Origin of the sequence: Streptomyces sp. NPDC020965 (assembly GCF_044333555.1) — a bacterium.
In the GTDB taxonomy this organism is placed as follows: domain Bacteria; phylum Actinomycetota; class Actinomycetes; order Streptomycetales; family Streptomycetaceae; genus Streptomyces.
This window is the reverse complement of record NZ_JBIRRE010000014.1, coordinates 194,007-211,185: the sequence shown is the minus strand read 5'-3', so window position 1 is coordinate 211,185 and position 17,179 is coordinate 194,007. Positions and strand designations below refer to the sequence as shown.

The window sequence follows — 17,179 nt, the reverse complement described above, 5'->3', positions numbered from 1 at the left end:
GACACAGCGGAACGCGGCGAACAGGGAGCAGTCAGGCGCGATGGGGACAGAGGGAACGATGAACGAGGAACGGCTGCGCGACTACCTGAAGCGGGCCACGACGAGCCTGGTCGAGGCCCGCGGCCGAGTGGCCGAGCTGGAGGAGCGGGCGACGGAGCCGCTGGCCGTCGTCGGCATGGGCTGCCGCTTCCCCGGCGGGGTCACCTCACCGGACGAGCTCTGGCGGCTGGTCGCCGACGGCGCCGACGGCGTCACCGGCTTCCCGGAGGACCGGGGCTGGGACACCGGCGCCCTCTACGACCCCGACCCGGACCAGCAGGGCACCTCGTACACCCGTGAGGGCGGCTTCCTGCACGGCGCCGGCGAGTTCGACCCCGCCTTCTTCGGGATCTCCCCGCGCGAGGCGATGGCCATGGACCCGCAGCAGCGTCTCCTCCTGGAGACCTCCTGGGAGGCGGTGGAACACGCGGGCATCGGCCCCCGGTCCCTGGCCGGGCGCGATGTCGGCGTGTTCATCGGCACCAACGGGCAGGACTACGGCGTCGTCGCCCAGCAGGTCCTGAAGGACGCCGACGGCTATCTGCTGACCGGCAACGCGGCCAGCGTGGTCTCCGGCCGGATCGCCTATGCGCTGGGCATCGAAGGACCGGCGGTGACGGTGGACACGGCGTGTTCGTCGTCGCTGGTCGCGCTGCACCTGGCGGGTCAGGCACTGCGGCAGGGCGAGTGCTCGATGGCGCTGGTCGGCGGGGTCACGGTGATGGCCACCCCGACCGGATTCGTGGAGTTCAGCCGTCAGCGCGGCCTCGCCGCCGACGGCCGGTGCAAGGCGTTCGCGGCGGCGGCGGACGGCACCGGTTGGGCCGAGGGCGTCGGTGTGCTGCTGGTGGAGCGGCTCTCGGACGCCCAACGGCTCGGCCATCAGGTGCTCGCCGTCGTCCGGTCCAGTGCCGTCAACCAGGACGGCGCCAGCAACGGTCTGACCGCGCCCAACGGGCCGGCACAGCAGCGGGTCATCCGGCAGGCCCTGTCGGCGGCCGGTCTTTCGGCGGCCGATGTGGACGCGGTCGAGGCCCATGGCACCGGCACCACCCTGGGCGACCCGATCGAGGCGCAGGCGCTGCTGGCGACCTACGGCCAGGCCCGCCCGGCGGGCCGTCCGCTGCGGCTGGGGTCCGTCAAGTCCAACCTCGGCCATACGCAGGCGGCCGCCGGTGTGGCGGGCGTCATCAAGATGGTGATGGCGCTGCGCCACGGCGTCCTCCCGGCGACCCTGTACGTGGACGAGCCGACGCCGCATGTCGATTGGGCGAGCGGCGCGGTGGAGCTGCTGACGGAGGCCATGCCCTGGCCCGAGACGGGACGTCCGCGCCGGGCCGCGGTGTCGTCGTTCGGCATCAGCGGCACCAACGCGCACACCATTCTCGAACAGGCCCCGGAGGACGACACCGAGGCCGGGACGGCGACCGCTCCGGCGGCCGACGACCGTCGCCCGCTGGCCTGGGTGGTCTCCGGACAGGGCCGGGGCGGGCTGCGCGGACAGCTCGCCCGGCTCGCCGACTGGGCGCGCTCCCACCCGGAGCACAGCGCCGCGGACATCGCCCGCTCGCTGGTCACCACCCGGTCCGTGCTGGACGACCGCGTCGTCGTCCTCGGCGCCGACCGCGACGCCCTCCTCACCGGTCTCGACGCGGCCCATGACGGGGCACCCCACGCGGGCGTCATCTCCTCACCCGACGGCGAACCGACGTCCCTGAACCGGGCCGTGTTCGTCTTCCCGGGGCAGGGGTCGCAGTGGGTGGGGATGGGGCGTGAGCTGTACGCCTCTTCGCCCGTGTTCCGGGCGCGGTTGGACGAGTGTGCGGCTGCGTTGGACCCATTGGTGGAGTGGTCGCTGATCGATGTGGTGCGGGGAGGGTCCGGGGCCCCCGGTCTGGAGCGGGTGGATGTGGTTCAGCCCGTCCTCTGGGCGGTGATGGTGTCGCTGGCGGCTGTCTGGGAGTCGTGGGGTGTTGTTCCGGCCGCTGTGGTGGGTCATTCGCAGGGTGAGATCGCCGCCGCGTGTGTGGCGGGGGCGCTGTCGGTCGAGGACGCCGCGCAGGTGGTGGCGTTGCGGAGCCGTGCCGTACGGGCGATGGCGGGTGACGGCGCGATGGTGTCCGTCGCGCTCCCGGCCGCTGAGGCTGAGGCGCTGACCGGGGACGGTGTGTCCCTGGCGGCTGTCAACGGACCCTCGTCCGTGGTCCTGTCGGGGGACCGGTCCGCCCTCACACCCGTGGTGGAGCGACTGAGCGCCGAAGGTGTACGCACGAAGTGGGTGCCGGTGGACTACGCGTCCCACTCGGCACATATGGACCGCATCCACGACGAGCTGCTGGAGATCCTGTCCGGGATCGAGCCCAGGACCTCCCGTATCCCGCTCTACTCCACCGTGTCGGCGCAGGTCATCGACACATCGCGGATGGACGCCTCGTACTGGTTCGACAACATCCGGGGCACCGTCCGCTTCCACGAGACCGTCCAAGCCCTGATCCGTGACGACTTCACCGCCTTCGTGGAGATATCCCCGCACCCCGTCCTGACGATGAGTGTCCAGGACACCCTGGACCAGACCGAGGCCACCGGCGTCTCCATCGGAACCCTCCGCCGCGACGAGAACGAACACGAGACCTTCCTGACCGCCGCCGCCGAACTCTTCGTCGCCGGAACCACGGTCGACTGGACCGCGGTGCTCGACGGGCGCGGCGGACGGCGGGTCGCCCTGCCCACCTACGCCTTCCACCGCGAGCGCTTCTGGCTCCCGTCGTCACCCGGCGCCGTGGGTGACGCCTCCGGTCTGGGCCTCGGCACCGTGAGCCATCCGCTGCTGGGCGCCGCCGTGAGCGTCGCCGACAACGGGACGACGCTGCTCACCGGTCGGGTGTCGCTGCGTACGCATCCCTGGTTGGCCGATCATGCCGTCCTCGGCACGGTGATTCTGCCCGGTACGGCGCATGTGGAGCTGGCGATCCGGGCCGGGGACCAGGTGGGCGCCGCCCGGCTGGAGGAGTTGGTCATCCACAGCCCGCTGCTCCTGACCGATGCGGCGGACGAGACCGGCCAGACGGGTCAGATGGGTGACGGAGTCGACCTTCAGGTCGTCGTCGGTGCCGCCGACGGTTCCGGTTACCGCAGCATCGACATCCACTCCCGCCCGCACACCGACGCCGACGGGAGCCAGGACGACTGGACCCACCACGCCGGCGGCACCCTCGCCGACGCGGACAGCCGTCCGGTGGACCATACGGAGCTCGGGACCTGGCCGCCGCGTGACGCCGAGCGGCTGGACACAGCCGGTCTGTACGAGCGGTTCGACGCCGCCGGATTCGGCTACGGGACCGCCTTCCAGGGGCTGCGCGCCGTCTGGCGCCGGGACGAGGAGATCTTCGCCGACGTCGTGCTGCCGGAGAGCGAACACGACGACGCGGCCGCGTTCGGCATCCACCCCGCGCTCTTCGACGCCGCTCTGCACGCCATGGCCGCGGCCTCCGGAAGCACGGCGACGGAGAGCGCGGGACGGCTGCCGTTCTCGTGGTCCGGTGTCTCGCTGTACGCGGCCGGGGCCTCGGTGCTCCGGGTCCGGCTGCGATCGGTCGGTGCCGATGCGGTCAGCCTGCTGGCCGTGGACGGCGCGGGCGGACCGGTGCTGTCGGTCGCGGAACTGGCGCTCCGGCCGGTGACGGAGGAGCAGTTCCGGGGCGGGAACGAGCCCCGGCGGGACGATCTCTTCGCCGTCGCCTGGGTGCCCGCCGGGCCGGCCGTGACCACTGCGCCGGCCCCCCGGTCCTGGGCCGTGCTCGGACTGCCCGGCCAGGAGGAGTTCACCGGCCGGGTGGTGGACGGCCTCGCCGCGCGCGGGGTGACGGCCCCTGTCCTCACCGGCCTCGAAACGCCCGTGGACCCGCCCTCGTTCCCGGACGTGGTCCTCCTCCCGGCCGGTGGCTCCGGCGCCGACGCTGGGCCGGCCGTCACCGCTGTCCTGGAGCAGATCCAGGAGTGGCTGGAGTCCCCGGCCGCCGAATCGTCGCTGCTCGCCGTGGTGACCCGGGGCGCGGTCCCCGCCGAGCCCGGTGAGGATGTGCCCGGCCTGGCCGGTGCGGCGGTCTGGGGGTTGATCCGGACCGCCCAGTCGGAGAACCCGGACCGGTTCGTCCTGGTGGACGCCGACGCGCCCGCGCTCGCCCGGGGCGGTCTGGTCGACGCGGTGACGGCCGGCGAGCCGCAGGTGGCCGTCCGTGGCGAGGCGCTGCGCGTGCCGCGGGTACGCCGGGTCCCGGTGCCCGAGCCGCTCGACCGTGCCGACTGGAGCACATCCGGCACCGTACTGATCACCGGTGGTACGGGAGTGCTGGGCGCCGCCCTCGCCCGTCGTCTGGTGGCGTCCGGCGCGCGTCGGCTGTTGTTGACGGGCCGTCGGGGTCCCGAGGCGCCCGGAGCTGCGGATCTGGTGGCCGCATTGGAGCAGGATGGCGCGGTGGTGCACGTGGTGGCCTGCGATGTGGCTGACCGTGACGCCGTCGCGGCCCTGCTGGCGGGGATCCCCGGGGAGGCCCCGCTGACGGCGGTGGTGCACGCGGCCGGTGTGCTCGACGACGGTGTGGTCGGGTCGATGACACCCGAGCGGGTGGCGGCCGTCCTCGCCCCGAAGGCGGACGCGGCCCGCCATCTCCACGAACTGACCGCGGGGGTGGAGCTGTCGGCGTTCGTGCTGTTCTCCTCGGCGTCCGGCACCTTCGGCAACCCCGGTCAGTCCAACTACGCCGCTGCCAACGCCTATCTCGACGCGCTCGCCCACCACCGCCGGGCTCATGGGCTGCCCGCCCTTGCACTGGGCTGGGGCCTGTGGGAGCGGTCCAGTGCGATGACCGGGCATCTGGACGCCGCCGACCGGGACCGGCTGGACCAGGGCGGATCGGGCACCTTGAGCACGGAGCGCGGTCTGGAGCTGTTCGACGCCGCCACCGCGCTGCCCGACGCACCGGCGCTGCTGCCGGTCCCGCTGGATCTTCGGCGGCTGCGGACCCAGGCGGCGCGCGGCCAGCTCCATCCGCTGCTGCGCGAGCTGGTGCCGGTCCGGGTCCGCCGGTCGGCGGCCGGCGCCACCGAGGACGCCGGGGCCTTCGCGGGACGGCTCGCCGGGCTGGACGAAGCGGAGCGGCTGCGGATCGTACGGGAGTTGGTACGCGCACAGACGGCCGCCGTGCTCGGTCACCGGGACGCCGACGGCATCGGACGCGACCGGAGGTTCCTGGAGATCGGTTTCGACTCGCTGACCGCGCTCGATCTGCGCAATCGCCTCAACCGGGCGACGGGGCTGCGGCTGCCCGCCACCCTGGTCTTCGAGCACCCCACCCCCGGTGCGGTCGCCGAACGGCTGCACGCCCTGCTGTCCGGGTCCGCCGTCGTTACCGCCGCCGGTGCCGACGGCCCCCGGAGCGGATCGGCGGTGCCCGGGCCGGACATCAAGGGGCTGTTCACGCAGGCGTGCGCGCGCGGCCGGCACGCCGACGCACTGGGCATGCTGATGGCCATCGGAGATGTCGTACCGACCCTGGACCCCGCCGATCCGGCACCCGAGCCGGTGTTCCTCGCCCGGGGCGACGAGGGGACGCGGGTGATCTGCTTCCCCGCCTTCGGAGCGATGTCCGGACCGCACGAGTACGCCAGGTTCGCGGCGCACTTCGCCGGTGACCGCGATGTCGTTGCCCTGACCTACCCGGGATTCGTCCCCGGTACGGCCGTGCCCGCCTCGGTGGACGATCTGGCGGGCGTACTGGCCACGGTGATCGCCGAAAACCTCACGGACCGGCCGTTCGCCCTGCTCGGACACTCCTCGGGCGGCATGGTGGCGCAGGCCGTGGCCGAGCGCTTGGAGGCAGTGGGAGTGGTGCCCGCCGCCGTGGTGCCGATGGACGTGTACCTCCCCGAGCAGGGCACCATCGAGAACATCGCCGCGTCGATGATGGACAACTTCCTCAGCCGCGACGGGGGAGCGGTGCCCATCACCGGGCAGAGCCTGATCGCCATGGGCAAGTACTTCAAGATCTTCACCGAGTGGGGGCCGGGACCGGTCGCCGCGCCGACGGTATTCGTACGTGCCCGGGACCCGCTCAGCGAGACGGACGCCCAGGTCGACTGGCGCCCGGAATGGCCCCTTCCGCACACGCCGGTCGAGGTGTCGGGCAATCACTTCACGATGATGGAGGAGAGCGCGGGCAGCACGGCGGACACCCTGAAGGGTCACCTCAAGTAGACCGTTTTGCACCATCCACACCAAGGAGAATGAGACCCGTGACCGAAGCCACCCAGACCGGCACCTGCCCGCATTTCCCGTTCAGCAACGGACGGCCGGTGGAACTGGAGCCCGAGTACATCGAGTTCCGGCGGGACAGACCCGTCGCGCGTGTCGAGCTGCCGTACGGGGGCGAGGCGTGGCTGCTCACCAGGATGGCCGAGGTGAAGGAGTTCCTCGGTGACACCCGGTTCAGCCGCCAGGCGATGAAGGGCTTCAGCCCCCGCTACACCGAGGCGCCGATCGCGGACGAGGGCGGCCTCCCGATGATGGACGGCGCCCAGCACCTCCGCACCCGGCGTCTCCTCAACAAGGCGTTCAGCCGCCGTCGGGTCGAGACCCTGCGGCCCGCCGTCACCGCGATCGTGAACGACCTGGTCGACGCGATGGAGGCGGGCGAGCGCCCGGTGGACCTCGTCGCCGAGTTCGGCAACGCGATACCCCGTGAGGTGAACTGCCTGCTGCTCGGTGTGCCCAGCGAGGACTGGAGCAGGCTGGGCCGGCTCGTGGATGACGTCATCCACCAGGGCGTGATCCCCCAGGAGCAGTTGATCGCCTCCTGGACCGAGCTGACCGGCTACTTCATGACCATGATCAAGGACCGTCGCACCACCCCGACGGAGGACCTGATCAGCGAGATGATCCAAGCCAGAAACGGCGAGGACGTGTTCGCCGACGAAGAAGTCATGATGAACGCCGTGGTCGTCTTTGTCGCTGGGTACGAGACCACCGCCTGCCAGATCGTCAACATGATCTGCGCCCTGCTGCGCGACCCCGACCAGATGAAGTGGCTCGGAGAGAACCTGGACGCCCTGCCGCAGGCGGTGGAGGAACTGCTCCGCTATGTGCCGCTGACCGCGGCCGGTGTGATGCCGTCGATAGCCGCCGAGGGCGCGGAGATCGGCGGGGTGCCGATCTCCGCCGGAGAGGCGGTCTACACCTGCGTGGTCTCGGCCAACCGCGACGAGGAGGTCTTCACCGAGCCCGAGAAGCTGAATCTGCGGCGGGGCGACGAGGTGAACCAGCACGTGGCCTTCGGCGCCGGTCCGCACTACTGCCTCGGTGCCTCCCTCGCCCGGGTCGAGCTCCAGGTGGCGCTGGAGGCCGTGCTGCGCCGGATGCCCGGTATCCGACTGGCCATTCCCGAGGCCGAGCTGCCGCTGAAGGACGGTCTGGTGCTGCGCGGCTTCGAGCAGTTCCCGGTCGTCTGGTGACCGCCGGTACGACAGGGACGCCGGCAGGGGGGTCCCGGTCCGGTACCGAGCAGGCGCCCGACTTCCCCTTCGCCGACGAGAACGGAATCCAACTCGGCACCGAGTACGATCCGCTGCTCGCCCGGGACGGCCTCGCCCGGGTGACCATGCCGCACGGCGGTGACGCCTGGATCGCAACCCGGATGGCCGATGTCAAGAAGGTGCTCTCCGACCCCCGGCTGAGCCGGACCGCGGCCGCCCGCCCGGACTCGCCGCGCTACACCCCGGAGGTGCTGCCCAGCGGCGGTGTCCTGGTGGGACTCGACGGGCCCGAGCACGCCCGGATCCGCCGGCTGCTCGGCAAGGCGCTCTCGGTCGGCCTCATGGAGGGCATGAGGCCGTGGATCCGGGAGACGGTGGACGAGATCCTGACCGATCTGCTGGACCAGGGCCCGCCGGTGGACCTGGTGCGGGAGCTGGGGGAGAAGCTGCCCCGACTGGCCATCTGCAAGCTGCTCGGTATGCCTTACAGCGATCGGCACCGGTTCGACGAATCGGTGGATGTGGTGGTCTCCATGGCCACCCGCTCGCGGGACGAGGTCGGCCGCGCCTGGAGCACCCTCTCCGCGTACATCGGCGAGCTGGTCGAGGCCAAGCGCCGGGAGCCCGCCGAGGACCTGATCTCCGCACTGCTGGAGGTACGGCACGACGGCGATTCCTTCTCCGACCGGGAGGTGATCACCAACACGATCGCCGTACTGGTCGCCGGGTACGAGAGCACGGCTTCCGAGCTGACCACCATGGCCTATCTGCTGATGGTCCACCCCGGCCTGAAGGACAGCCTCCGGGAGGACCCTTCGCGGATCCCGGCCTCCGTGGAGGAGATGCTGCGCTATGCCGCGCTCAGCCCGGCCGGCGCCATGACCTGCCGGGCCACCGAGGACGTGACGATCGGGGAGACGGAGGTCCGCGAGGGGGACGCGGTGGTGCCCTGTCTGGTCGCTGCCAACTACGACCAGACGGTCTTCGACCAACCCCGGGAGCTGGACCCGGACCGGGGCAACAAGGGCAAGCACCTCGCGTTCGGCTTCGGCGCCCACTACTGCATGGGCGCCCGGCTGGCCCGGATCGAACTCCAGGAGGCACTGACCGGACTGGTCCACCGGATGCCCGGACTGCGGCTCGCGGTCAGCGAGAAGCTGCTGCCGCGCCGCACCGAGATGGGGATGCGCGGGTTCCTCCGACTGCCGGTGACCTGGTAACCGTGGCCCCCGGGCGGGCCAGGGGAAGGGGCCGACCACCCGGCAGACCGGGCGGTGGGCCCTTCCCCTGTCCGCGCTTCTGCCGGGCCGATGCCAGGCGGCGTCTCTTCCGCGCGCTCCCGGGTCGACGGCCCTGGGCGGGACGGCTCCCGGGACCGTGGCCGGCGAGGGGCTTCTCCGGCCGCGCGCCCGCTCCGGTCAGTGGACCCGGGATCTCCCGGCGGCGCTCCGCTCGAACCGCTCGCGCGGGCAGACGCAGAGATAGGCGTCCTTCCCCGGCTTCTCGATCTTCTCGACGACCGTGAAGCCGGCGTACTCGAAGATCTTGCGGGCGGCGTGATTGCGGACGTCCGGCTCGACCACCACACGGCGGGTCTCCGGGGCGTCGAACAGCTCCGTCATCGCCCGGGTGATCGCCGCACGGGTGAAGCCATGGACCGGAGTGGCGGTCGGCGCGACCAGGAAGTGGAGTCCGACATCTCCCGGCTCGGGCGGGTAGAGCCCCACCAGATCCACATATCGGGGGTCGTAGCGCTCCATCAGAAAGGCGGGTGTCCCGTTCGCGAGGCCGATGAAGGTGTCGTGATGGTCATGCGCCGCCTTCGCCATGTACTCCCGTTCGATGTCCTGGAGTCGGGCGTCCTGCATCATCCAGAACACGGCCTTGGGGTGGGTGACCCACTGATGGACGAGTTCGGAGTCGGCCAGGGGGTCGAGTGGGCGGACGGTGAAGTCGGCCGGGCTCGCGGGGGCCGGGCCGCCGATGCCGCTCGTACGGCTCGTACTGTCCGTACGGCTCATGCGGCGAACCTCGGGATGACGCGGGGCGCGGCTCTCGCGGGGTGGCGCACCCCGCCGACGATTCCGGTGACGGTACGAACGCCCCGGTCCGCGTCCGGCACCGGGTGCGAGGGGACCGGTCGTAGCGATCTCGTCGTCCCGGCCGGGTGGGCGGCCGGGGCCTCGGGGCTCGGTCCGCGGTTCGCGGTCGTGACGACGGCCGACTCCGCTCCGTCGGTGCGGGAGCGGCGGCAGTTGTCTGCCGGACCGCCGTCGGGCAGGTGCGTGCGCATGGCAATGCCCTTCTGGGTAGGGTGCGAGCCGCTCTCCCTGGCGAGGCCGCCAGGGAGAGCGCCAGTTAGGTAAGGGTAGCCTTACCTAACTGGTAATGTCACCCATGTTCCGGTCACATCCGCGGAGCCCGGGGCGGCTCACGTCAGCGGAACCCGTGGCGAAGCGGGAGAAGGGCTGGGGAGACGGCTGGACTGCCGCACACGCCGCATGATGGCTTCGCGCTGCCCGGACCGTATCTTCCCGGGGCAGGCGTGCCCGCCCCAGGCGCCTTCGCCCATGGAGTGGGTGCCCAGGCCCCGCCCCTGCGGGGAATCGGTCACCTCAAGGGGCCAGCCGTGCTCATGGGCGCCCCAGACGTAGACCCGTGCGACGGCATTGACCTGCGCCGTGGTGAGCGGTTTGCCGGCGAAGCCCGAGGTCTCCACCGACACCCACTGGACGTTACCCGCGCGCTGTGTCCAGGAGCGGTCGTGCACCGAAACGTACTGCTCGATCTCGCCCGCCTGTGATACCCAGAAGTGGGCCGAACTCCGCGTCGTGGGTGCGGAGAACCGCTCGAACAGCGACCCCTCACCTTCCTGTACGTGCAGTATCAGACCCCGCTGCCCCTGCCGCCCGCCCCGGCTGAAGTTCGTGCCGATCGGCTTCCGGATGATGCCGGGCATCCATCCGGGCGGCGGGGCGGCCGAGGCCGTCGCGGCACGGGGACGCAGGGCGGTGTGTGCCTCCGGGGCGGCCGGGGCCTCCCGGGGGGTCCGCACCTCCGGGAGGAGGATCGCCGCCGACACCGGAGCGAGGAACAGCCCTCCCCCGAGGACGAACACACCGCGCCGGGTCGGCCGCCTGTGCGCCGGCGTCACCGGTGACTCCGTACCGGCATGCCGTGGGTCGTACGGTTGTTGCGGGGAGTGGACATGCCGAACAATGTGGCCCGCGAATGTGATCGCCGTTCCATGGCGATGTGATGGGAAGGCAACAGCCGGTCGGAGGCGGAGGCGATCCCGACCGGCGGGGACACCGGTTGATGTGCCACCGCCCGACGGCCGTGCGGAGACCGTCGGGCGGGATTCCGGCAACCGGCCGGACGGATGGAACCGGACGGGCGGCACGGGACCGGGCGGAGCCGGGTCGGGGGACGCATGGCCGCACCTCCGGTAGTCGGGTTCAGCGGCCGCCGCCTCCGTCGCTCACCCCGACGGCTTTCTCCGGAGCCCGGCCGAGTCCCCGGACGGCGGGCACGCAGAGCATGACGACGATGCACACGATCCCCATGACGGAGGAGAAGAGCAATACCCGATCGGCCCCGACGGAGTCGGCCGCCGGGCCTGACAGTGCCCGGCCCAGCGGGATGACCATGATGGATCCGGCGACGTCGTAGGCGTAGACCCGACTCAGCACGGCCAGGGGGATGTGGGACTGCACGCTGGTCGCCCACATGACTCCCCAGAACGCGAACCCGCAGCCCGCCAGGACACCGGTGAGCGCCGTGACGGTGAAGGACCAACCGAGGGCGGGCGCCAGGGGGTTGAGGGCGAAGAAGAACATGGCGCAGGCCCCCGCGACGAGCGGGCGACGGGGTCGGACCCGCATCCCGAGCAGGCCGCCGATGATCGTGCCGGCACCGTCGGCGGAGGCGATCCAGCCGTATCCGCTGGCCCCGTGCTGTTCGGTGAGCAGTGCCGCGCCCAGCGGTATGGACGGGCCGAAGACGAAGAGTCCGTAGACGGCCCAGACGGCGATGACCCCCCAGAGCCAGGAACGTGACCGGAACTCGTGCCATCCCGTGACCAGCCGGTGCCACATCGGATCGTCGCTGTCGTCCCGGGTGGTGTCGAGCTTGAGCAGCGGCGCCAGGCCCAGCGCGCTGAGCGCATAGGCGCCCGCGATGACCACGAAGGATCCCGCCACGTCCCAGTAGGCCACGAGCAGGCCCGCCACTCCGGGACCGATCAGGGTGCTGATCGCCTCGGAGATCCGCAGCAGCGCGTTGGCCCGCTGGATGTCCTCGGCGACCTGGGGGACCATGCTCGCAAGTCCGGGCTGGAACATGGCGGTCGCGGCACCGCTGAGCGCCAACAGCACCATGATCTGCCACAGTTGCACATCGTCCCCGACCAGCAGGCCCGCGAGGGCGAGCATGGCCAGCATCCGCACCACGTCGGCGCCGACCATCATCACCTGCGGGGTGAACCGGTCGGCCAGCACTCCGCCGAAGAGGACGAGCAGGGCGATCGGCGTCATCCACGCGGCCAGCGCGTACCCCACGCCACCGGCCCCGTACCCCGCCCCCAGTACGGCGGTCGTGAGGGAGACCATCAACATGCCGTCGGCCAGCAGCGATGTGCTGCGGGCGGTGAAGAACAGCCGGAAGCGACTCGACCGCCACGGGCTGGGAAGCGGGTCCGGCTGCTGCTGGACGGTTACCTCATCCATCGTCATGTCACATCCGCCGGTGTCGGCCGGTCCCTTCCATGAGGATCTGCTGTCGGAGCCACTCGCTGCTCCGGTCGGCCCGCGTCGGCGGGGCCTGGACGATCACATACCGGCTCGGTGCCAGCACTCCGGGTCGGCCAGGCAGGGTGTCCATCAGCGCGGCGTGGGCCGTCGCTGGCGTCAGCGGGGAGTCGCCGGAAGCGATGAACGCCGTGAGGCCCGGCTCGGTGTCGCCCCCGGGCGGGGTGCCCGACGATGCTGCCGTCGGGATGTCCGTGGTGACGTGTACGGGGAGGCCGTCGAGGGCCTGACTCAGGGTGTGGGCCACGGCGGGCGGTGAGATCCAGGAGCCGTCCACCCGCCTCCAGTGCGGACCGCGCTCGACCGGACGGACCCCCGTCACCTCGGTGAGCGATGCGAGCGGCACATCCCCGGTGCCGGCCGCCTCCAGCAGCCGCACCAGACCGACGAGGAAGCCCTCCGTCTCGTCCCGGGTGAACAGCGCGGGGTCGGCCCACACGCTCAGGTGGAGCAGTGGCGCCGTCTGGTAGACGAAGGAGAGCAGGCGGGTCGGCAACTCCTGCACCGGGCCCCAGCACAGATCCAGTTCCGGCCCGGCAGCGTCCGGTGCCGCCTCGGTGGCGAGAGTGGCGGGGAGCATACTCACATCGTTGAAGACCACATCGCGCGCGAAATGGCTGCCGCGCTCGAAGGTGACCCTCTCGATCATCTCCCACAGACCGAGCGAGTCGAACTGGCTGTGTCGGTAGGCGTTGAGCGCAGCTCCCCAAGCTTTGCGGAGGAGCAGGTCGAAGGAGGGGACCCGGACGTCGAGGGAGAGCAGCGCGTCCTGCGACAGCGTGTTCACCGAGCGGGCCAGCCGTGACTGGAACCGGTTGGAGGTCGGAACGGCGGCGACACAGGAGGTCTGGCCGGTACGGTGCGCGATGAGCGCGCACCAGGCCGTCAGCAGCACCGTGGACGGGAGACCGCCGGTGCGCTCCGCCACGAGGGCCACCGCTCGGGCGCCTCGTCGCGACCGGAGGGTGAGCTGCGGGGGCCGGACGTCGATGTCGGCGGCACCGGGTTCCGCGAACATGGCCTGCGGCCCGGTGCGCAGGATCCGCTCCCAGTGTGCCAACGACGCTTCGGACCTGCGGCGCCCGGCCGGGCTCGCCTCCTCGGCGGCGAGTTCGAGCGGTGTGGGCGCCGTCGGGGGCGGCAGCGTCTCGCCGGCCAGCAGGGTGAGCCACTCCTCCCGCAACACGGCGAGGGCGCTGCCGTCCGCCACGGCGTGGCTGGACACCAGGGCGACGAAGACCGGAGCGCCGTCCAGGGCGATGAGGGCGAGGCGCAGCGGGAATTCCCGGTCCAGGGCGAAGCGGCCGGCGCGGGCTCCGCGGGCCACCGCGTCGGCGTACCGGGCGGGTTCCCCGGGAAGGTCCGCGTGGTCGAGTACGGTGACCGTGAACTCTCCCTCGGCCGCCACCACTTGCTCGCGGGGTGCGGCGCCCGGAGCATGGGGGAAGGTGGTACGGAGTGCTTCGTGGCGCACCACCAGTGCGCGCAGGGCGTCGATCGCCGGCTCCAGCCGGGTCCCCGGGGGTGCCGGCCACACATCGTGGATGTTGATGTGCGCGGGATCGTCCCGCAGGATGCAGCGGATCATATTGGCCTGCCCCATCGTGACGGGGCCCCGGCGCTCCGTACCGCCGGCGTACGGGACGGTGACGGTGCGGGTGCTCTTCGGTAGTGCGGACTCCCGCTCGCTCATCGGCGTGGAGCCGGTACAGCCCGGAGCATGGGTACGGATCCTGGAGGGCGGCTCATGCGGTGCCTTTCACGTACTTCTCGGTGTGGTTCGGGGTACGGGGTGGAGCGGCCGGACATCGGATTACCGGTGCGACGCGGGGCGCGGTGGCCGGACATCGGATTCCCGGCCCGACGCGGGGCGGCGATGAGGTTCCTCGTGGGCGGGGTTCACCGCCCGTACGGCATCCCCGCGCTGCGGCTGGTGTGGATCAGGGGTTCCCAGGCGTCGATCAGCAGGGCGAACTCCGTCATGTCCGCGGCGGCTTCGTCGAGCAGGCGATCGCGGCGGGTCTCGATGACCTCCGCGGCGGCGGTGTAGCGACCGCCCAGCTTGCGGTAGGAGCGGTCGACGACATCGAGTCGTTCGGCGTTCTCCGCCCGGTCCAGCCGGATGCTCTCCCTGACGAACCCGGCGACTGCGGCGGCGTGGACCCGGCCGTCGGCGTCGAGCAGCGCCGCGCCGGCCGCCGCCATCCGGGCGTACACGGCGTTGAAGTACGGCGTCGACAGCAGGAACTTCGTCAGCCGTAGCTGATAGGTGAGGAATCCGTGGTCGGAACGCCGCTCGCCGGTGTGGAAGTTGACGATGTCGCGGTTGTGCAGGACCCCGGGCAGCCGGGCGTCGTGGACCAGGTGGATCAGGAAGTAGTCGCTGCCGATGGTGTCGGTGGCGGGCGGCAACGGCACCCGGCCGTAGACCGCGCTGTCGAAGCCGATGTTGCACATGTCCACGCGCATGGGGTTGACGGTGGTGAGCGTGGTGCGGTCGCCGGTGAACGAGGCGGTCCCGGAGCCCCGGAAGGACTCCTCGATCAGATTCTTACGCCAGATCTCCGGATAGCCGGTGGGGACCGACAGACCGACGACGTCGTCGTAGACGGCGGGATCGAGTCGGCGGATCTCCTCGACGTCCACGGACATCTCGCCGACGAAGGAGCCGCCGACCATGGCCACCGGCAGCTCCGTGTACGCGGGGGCGAGCCTGCTCCGGGACACCAGCCCCACCACATCGGCGGCCCGCCGCCCCAGGGAAGCGAGTTCGTGGTGGAACGGGAAGACCGGCTCTCCGTCCAGGTACTGGTACCGGCTGTCGGAGTCCCGGCGGTGCACCGACGCACAGCCCAGCGCCTCCGCGATCAGGAAGGCGCGGTTGGTGCAGGCGCCGTAGGACACGCGGGACGGCAGCATCAGGTCGAGCACCCGGTCCGGCGCGGCGACGCCGGACCGGGCGATCACCTCCCGCAGGAAGGTCCGCTGCTCCGCCTCGTCGAGGTGGTGGACGACCACGCCGGCAGCCGGGGAAAGCTCGCCCACCACCTTCCGGTGCTCGGCGAGGACCGGGGCGTCGGACGAGTCCAGGATCAGCAGACGCACTTCGACGCCGAAATGGCGGGCGCCGTAGGCGGCCTCCGCGCCGACCGCCCTGATGGTCTCGGGGCAGGCCCGGTTGGTGGGGAGGGTCAGACAGACACGGCGCACGGTTGCTCTCCGCTCTGCTCGCCGGTCGCCGCGACGCCGTCCGTGTCCTGCCACGAGGTGAGCCCCAGCAGTCTGCTGCCGAGTTCGTTCAGGGTGGCCGTGGGGTACCGCTTGGCCTCGGGCAGTACCGGGTCGCCGACCAGAGTGCGGTTCCAGCGGGGCGTCCGAAGCTGCCGCCAGGATTCGACCCGGGACCGCCGTAGCCTCTCCTGCTCCTCCAGCGCCGGCATCATCGACAGGTACTGGACCGCCCGCACCTCGCTCTGCGAGACATTGCGCGCCACTCCGTGGGCGAGGAGGCCGTTCCAGATCAGCAGGTCACCGGGGTGCAGTTCGGGCCGGATGACGGGGAACTCCGTCCGGTCCACGGCGGGGCGGAGGGGATCCCGGTCGGCCGCCTGGCTGACCTTCCACTCCTCGAACTGCCGGAACAGCTCCGGGCAGCACTGGAATCCGCCGGTCTCCGCCCGGGTGTCGTTGAGCGCGATGATCCCCTGCACCCGCTGCGGCGGGACGCCGAGGGTGGTGTCGATGTCCCAGTGCAGCTCGATGTCGAAACCCCGGTCCGTGGGCTCGATCAGCGCGCGGTCACGGTTCTTGACGTTGGGCGGGTTGAGATTGAGCCGGTCCAGGGTCACCCACAGCTCTTCGCAGTCCCATACGTCGACGAAGGCGTCGTACACCCGCTGGGCCTGGCGGCTGTCCCAGAGGAGCTGGTGGTGGTACGCCTCCACGAATCCGTAGACGTGTAGCTGCTGGTCGAGCTCGGAGCGGAACGGCCGGTCCTCGTACCAACTGTCCGGCCGGTCCGGGTCGAGATCCTGGAACTTCCAGGTGAAGTCCAGCAGACGCCGGGCCGCTTCCGCCGGGATCGCCTCCCGGACGACGACGTAGCCGTATGTCTGCCAGTGGACGAAGTCGTCCTCGGACAGCACCCGTAACGGCCGGGACTTCTTCAGTTCCCGCAAGGTGGTCTGGGCCAGATAGGACTCACCGTCCGCGCTGAAGTAGGGCAGATCCGTTGCCGCCCGGTGCAGATAGGGGCGGCGTGGGCGGCGGTGCGGCACGGATGTCGTCATGGGGACCCTCCAGAGCGGGAGTCGGGGGAGGCGGTTCGGACAAGAGGCGGAGATGACAAGCGCTTCCCCTCGGCCAGAGGGCAGCACCCGGTGACCCTCCCCCCGGCGGGAGGGTCGCAGCAGACGGCAGGGATGGCCGGCGACGCCGTGGCGGTAGTGGTGCGGCCATGGCGCTCGGCAGGGTTGTTTTCGACCCGCTCAGCGGGATTGGTTTAGACCATAGTCCCTGTCAACTGCCTTCTCAATGCGTTGAGTTGGGTCACTTTCCAGCCAGAATTGACTTGCCGGTAATGACTCGCCGGTCCGGCGATTTTGGTCTAGACAACGCTTGAGTGGCTGGCTTACTGTCCCCCATGCGCAGCTCCGGTCCCCGAGGGCACATCGGACGAAATCCTCGCTGCGCCGCGGTCAACGGCGACCACATTCACGGCCGTACGCACGGGTGCGATCACGCCGCGGCGAAACTCGCGCCGCCCATCCGGCCGACGCCCTTGACCAGTTCGACCACCCCCAGAG

Annotated in this window: 9 protein-coding genes and 1 pseudogene; 3 read left to right on the top strand and 7 right to left on the bottom strand. The window is 71.2% G+C overall.

Annotated elements, in window-relative coordinates:
- Positions 1-97: 97 nt before the first annotated feature.
- The 3 genes and pseudogenes from ACH4S7_RS32765 to ACH4S7_RS32755 all read left to right on the top strand — a co-directional run.
- Positions 98-6,292: pseudogene (locus ACH4S7_RS32765) on the top strand (type I polyketide synthase); the annotation flags it as partial.
- A gap of 38 nt (positions 6,293-6,330) precedes the next feature.
- Positions 6,331-7,545, top strand: coding sequence for a cytochrome P450 (locus tag ACH4S7_RS32760; protein WP_398525013.1), 1,215 nt, complete (start codon positions 6,331-6,333; stop codon positions 7,543-7,545).
- A complete protein-coding gene (locus tag ACH4S7_RS32755; RefSeq protein WP_398525012.1) occupies positions 7,542-8,786 on the top strand; it encodes a cytochrome P450 in 1,245 nt (414 codons plus the stop codon). The genes ACH4S7_RS32760 and ACH4S7_RS32755 overlap by 4 nt, the downstream gene beginning before the upstream one ends.
- 198 nt (positions 8,787-8,984) lie before the next feature.
- Here ACH4S7_RS32755 and ACH4S7_RS32750 read toward each other — a convergent pair whose 3' ends face one another.
- From ACH4S7_RS32750 to ACH4S7_RS32720, 7 genes are all read right to left on the bottom strand, one after another.
- On the bottom strand, positions 8,985-9,587 hold the full coding sequence (locus ACH4S7_RS32750; protein ID WP_398525011.1) for a GNAT family N-acetyltransferase: 603 nt from the start codon (positions 9,585-9,587) through the stop codon (positions 8,985-8,987).
- Entirely contained in the window at positions 9,584-9,859 is a 276-nt protein-coding gene (locus ACH4S7_RS32745; RefSeq protein ID WP_398525010.1) for a hypothetical protein, read from the bottom strand. The genes ACH4S7_RS32750 and ACH4S7_RS32745 overlap by 4 nt, the downstream gene beginning before the upstream one ends.
- 138 nt (positions 9,860-9,997) lie before the next feature.
- Complete coding sequence (locus tag ACH4S7_RS32740) at positions 9,998-10,720, bottom strand: N-acetylmuramoyl-L-alanine amidase (protein WP_398525009.1); 723 nt, start codon at positions 10,718-10,720, stop codon at positions 9,998-10,000.
- 304 nt (positions 10,721-11,024) lie between these two features.
- Complete coding sequence (locus ACH4S7_RS32735) at positions 11,025-12,299, bottom strand: MFS transporter (RefSeq protein ID WP_398525008.1); 1,275 nt, start codon at positions 12,297-12,299, stop codon at positions 11,025-11,027.
- A gap of 1 nt (position 12,300) precedes the next feature.
- Positions 12,301-14,067, bottom strand: coding sequence for a condensation domain-containing protein (locus tag ACH4S7_RS32730; RefSeq protein ID WP_398525007.1), 1,767 nt, complete (start codon positions 14,065-14,067; stop codon positions 12,301-12,303).
- 206 nt (positions 14,068-14,273) lie between these two features.
- A complete protein-coding gene (locus ACH4S7_RS32725; RefSeq protein WP_398525006.1) occupies positions 14,274-15,584 on the bottom strand; it encodes a DUF6271 family protein in 1,311 nt (436 codons plus the stop codon).
- Positions 15,566-16,663 (bottom strand): phytanoyl-CoA dioxygenase family protein, encoded by a 1,098-nt coding sequence (locus ACH4S7_RS32720; protein ID WP_398525005.1) that lies wholly within the window; start codon positions 16,661-16,663, stop codon positions 15,566-15,568. The genes ACH4S7_RS32725 and ACH4S7_RS32720 overlap by 19 nt, the downstream gene beginning before the upstream one ends.
- Positions 16,664-17,179 lie beyond the last annotated feature (516 nt).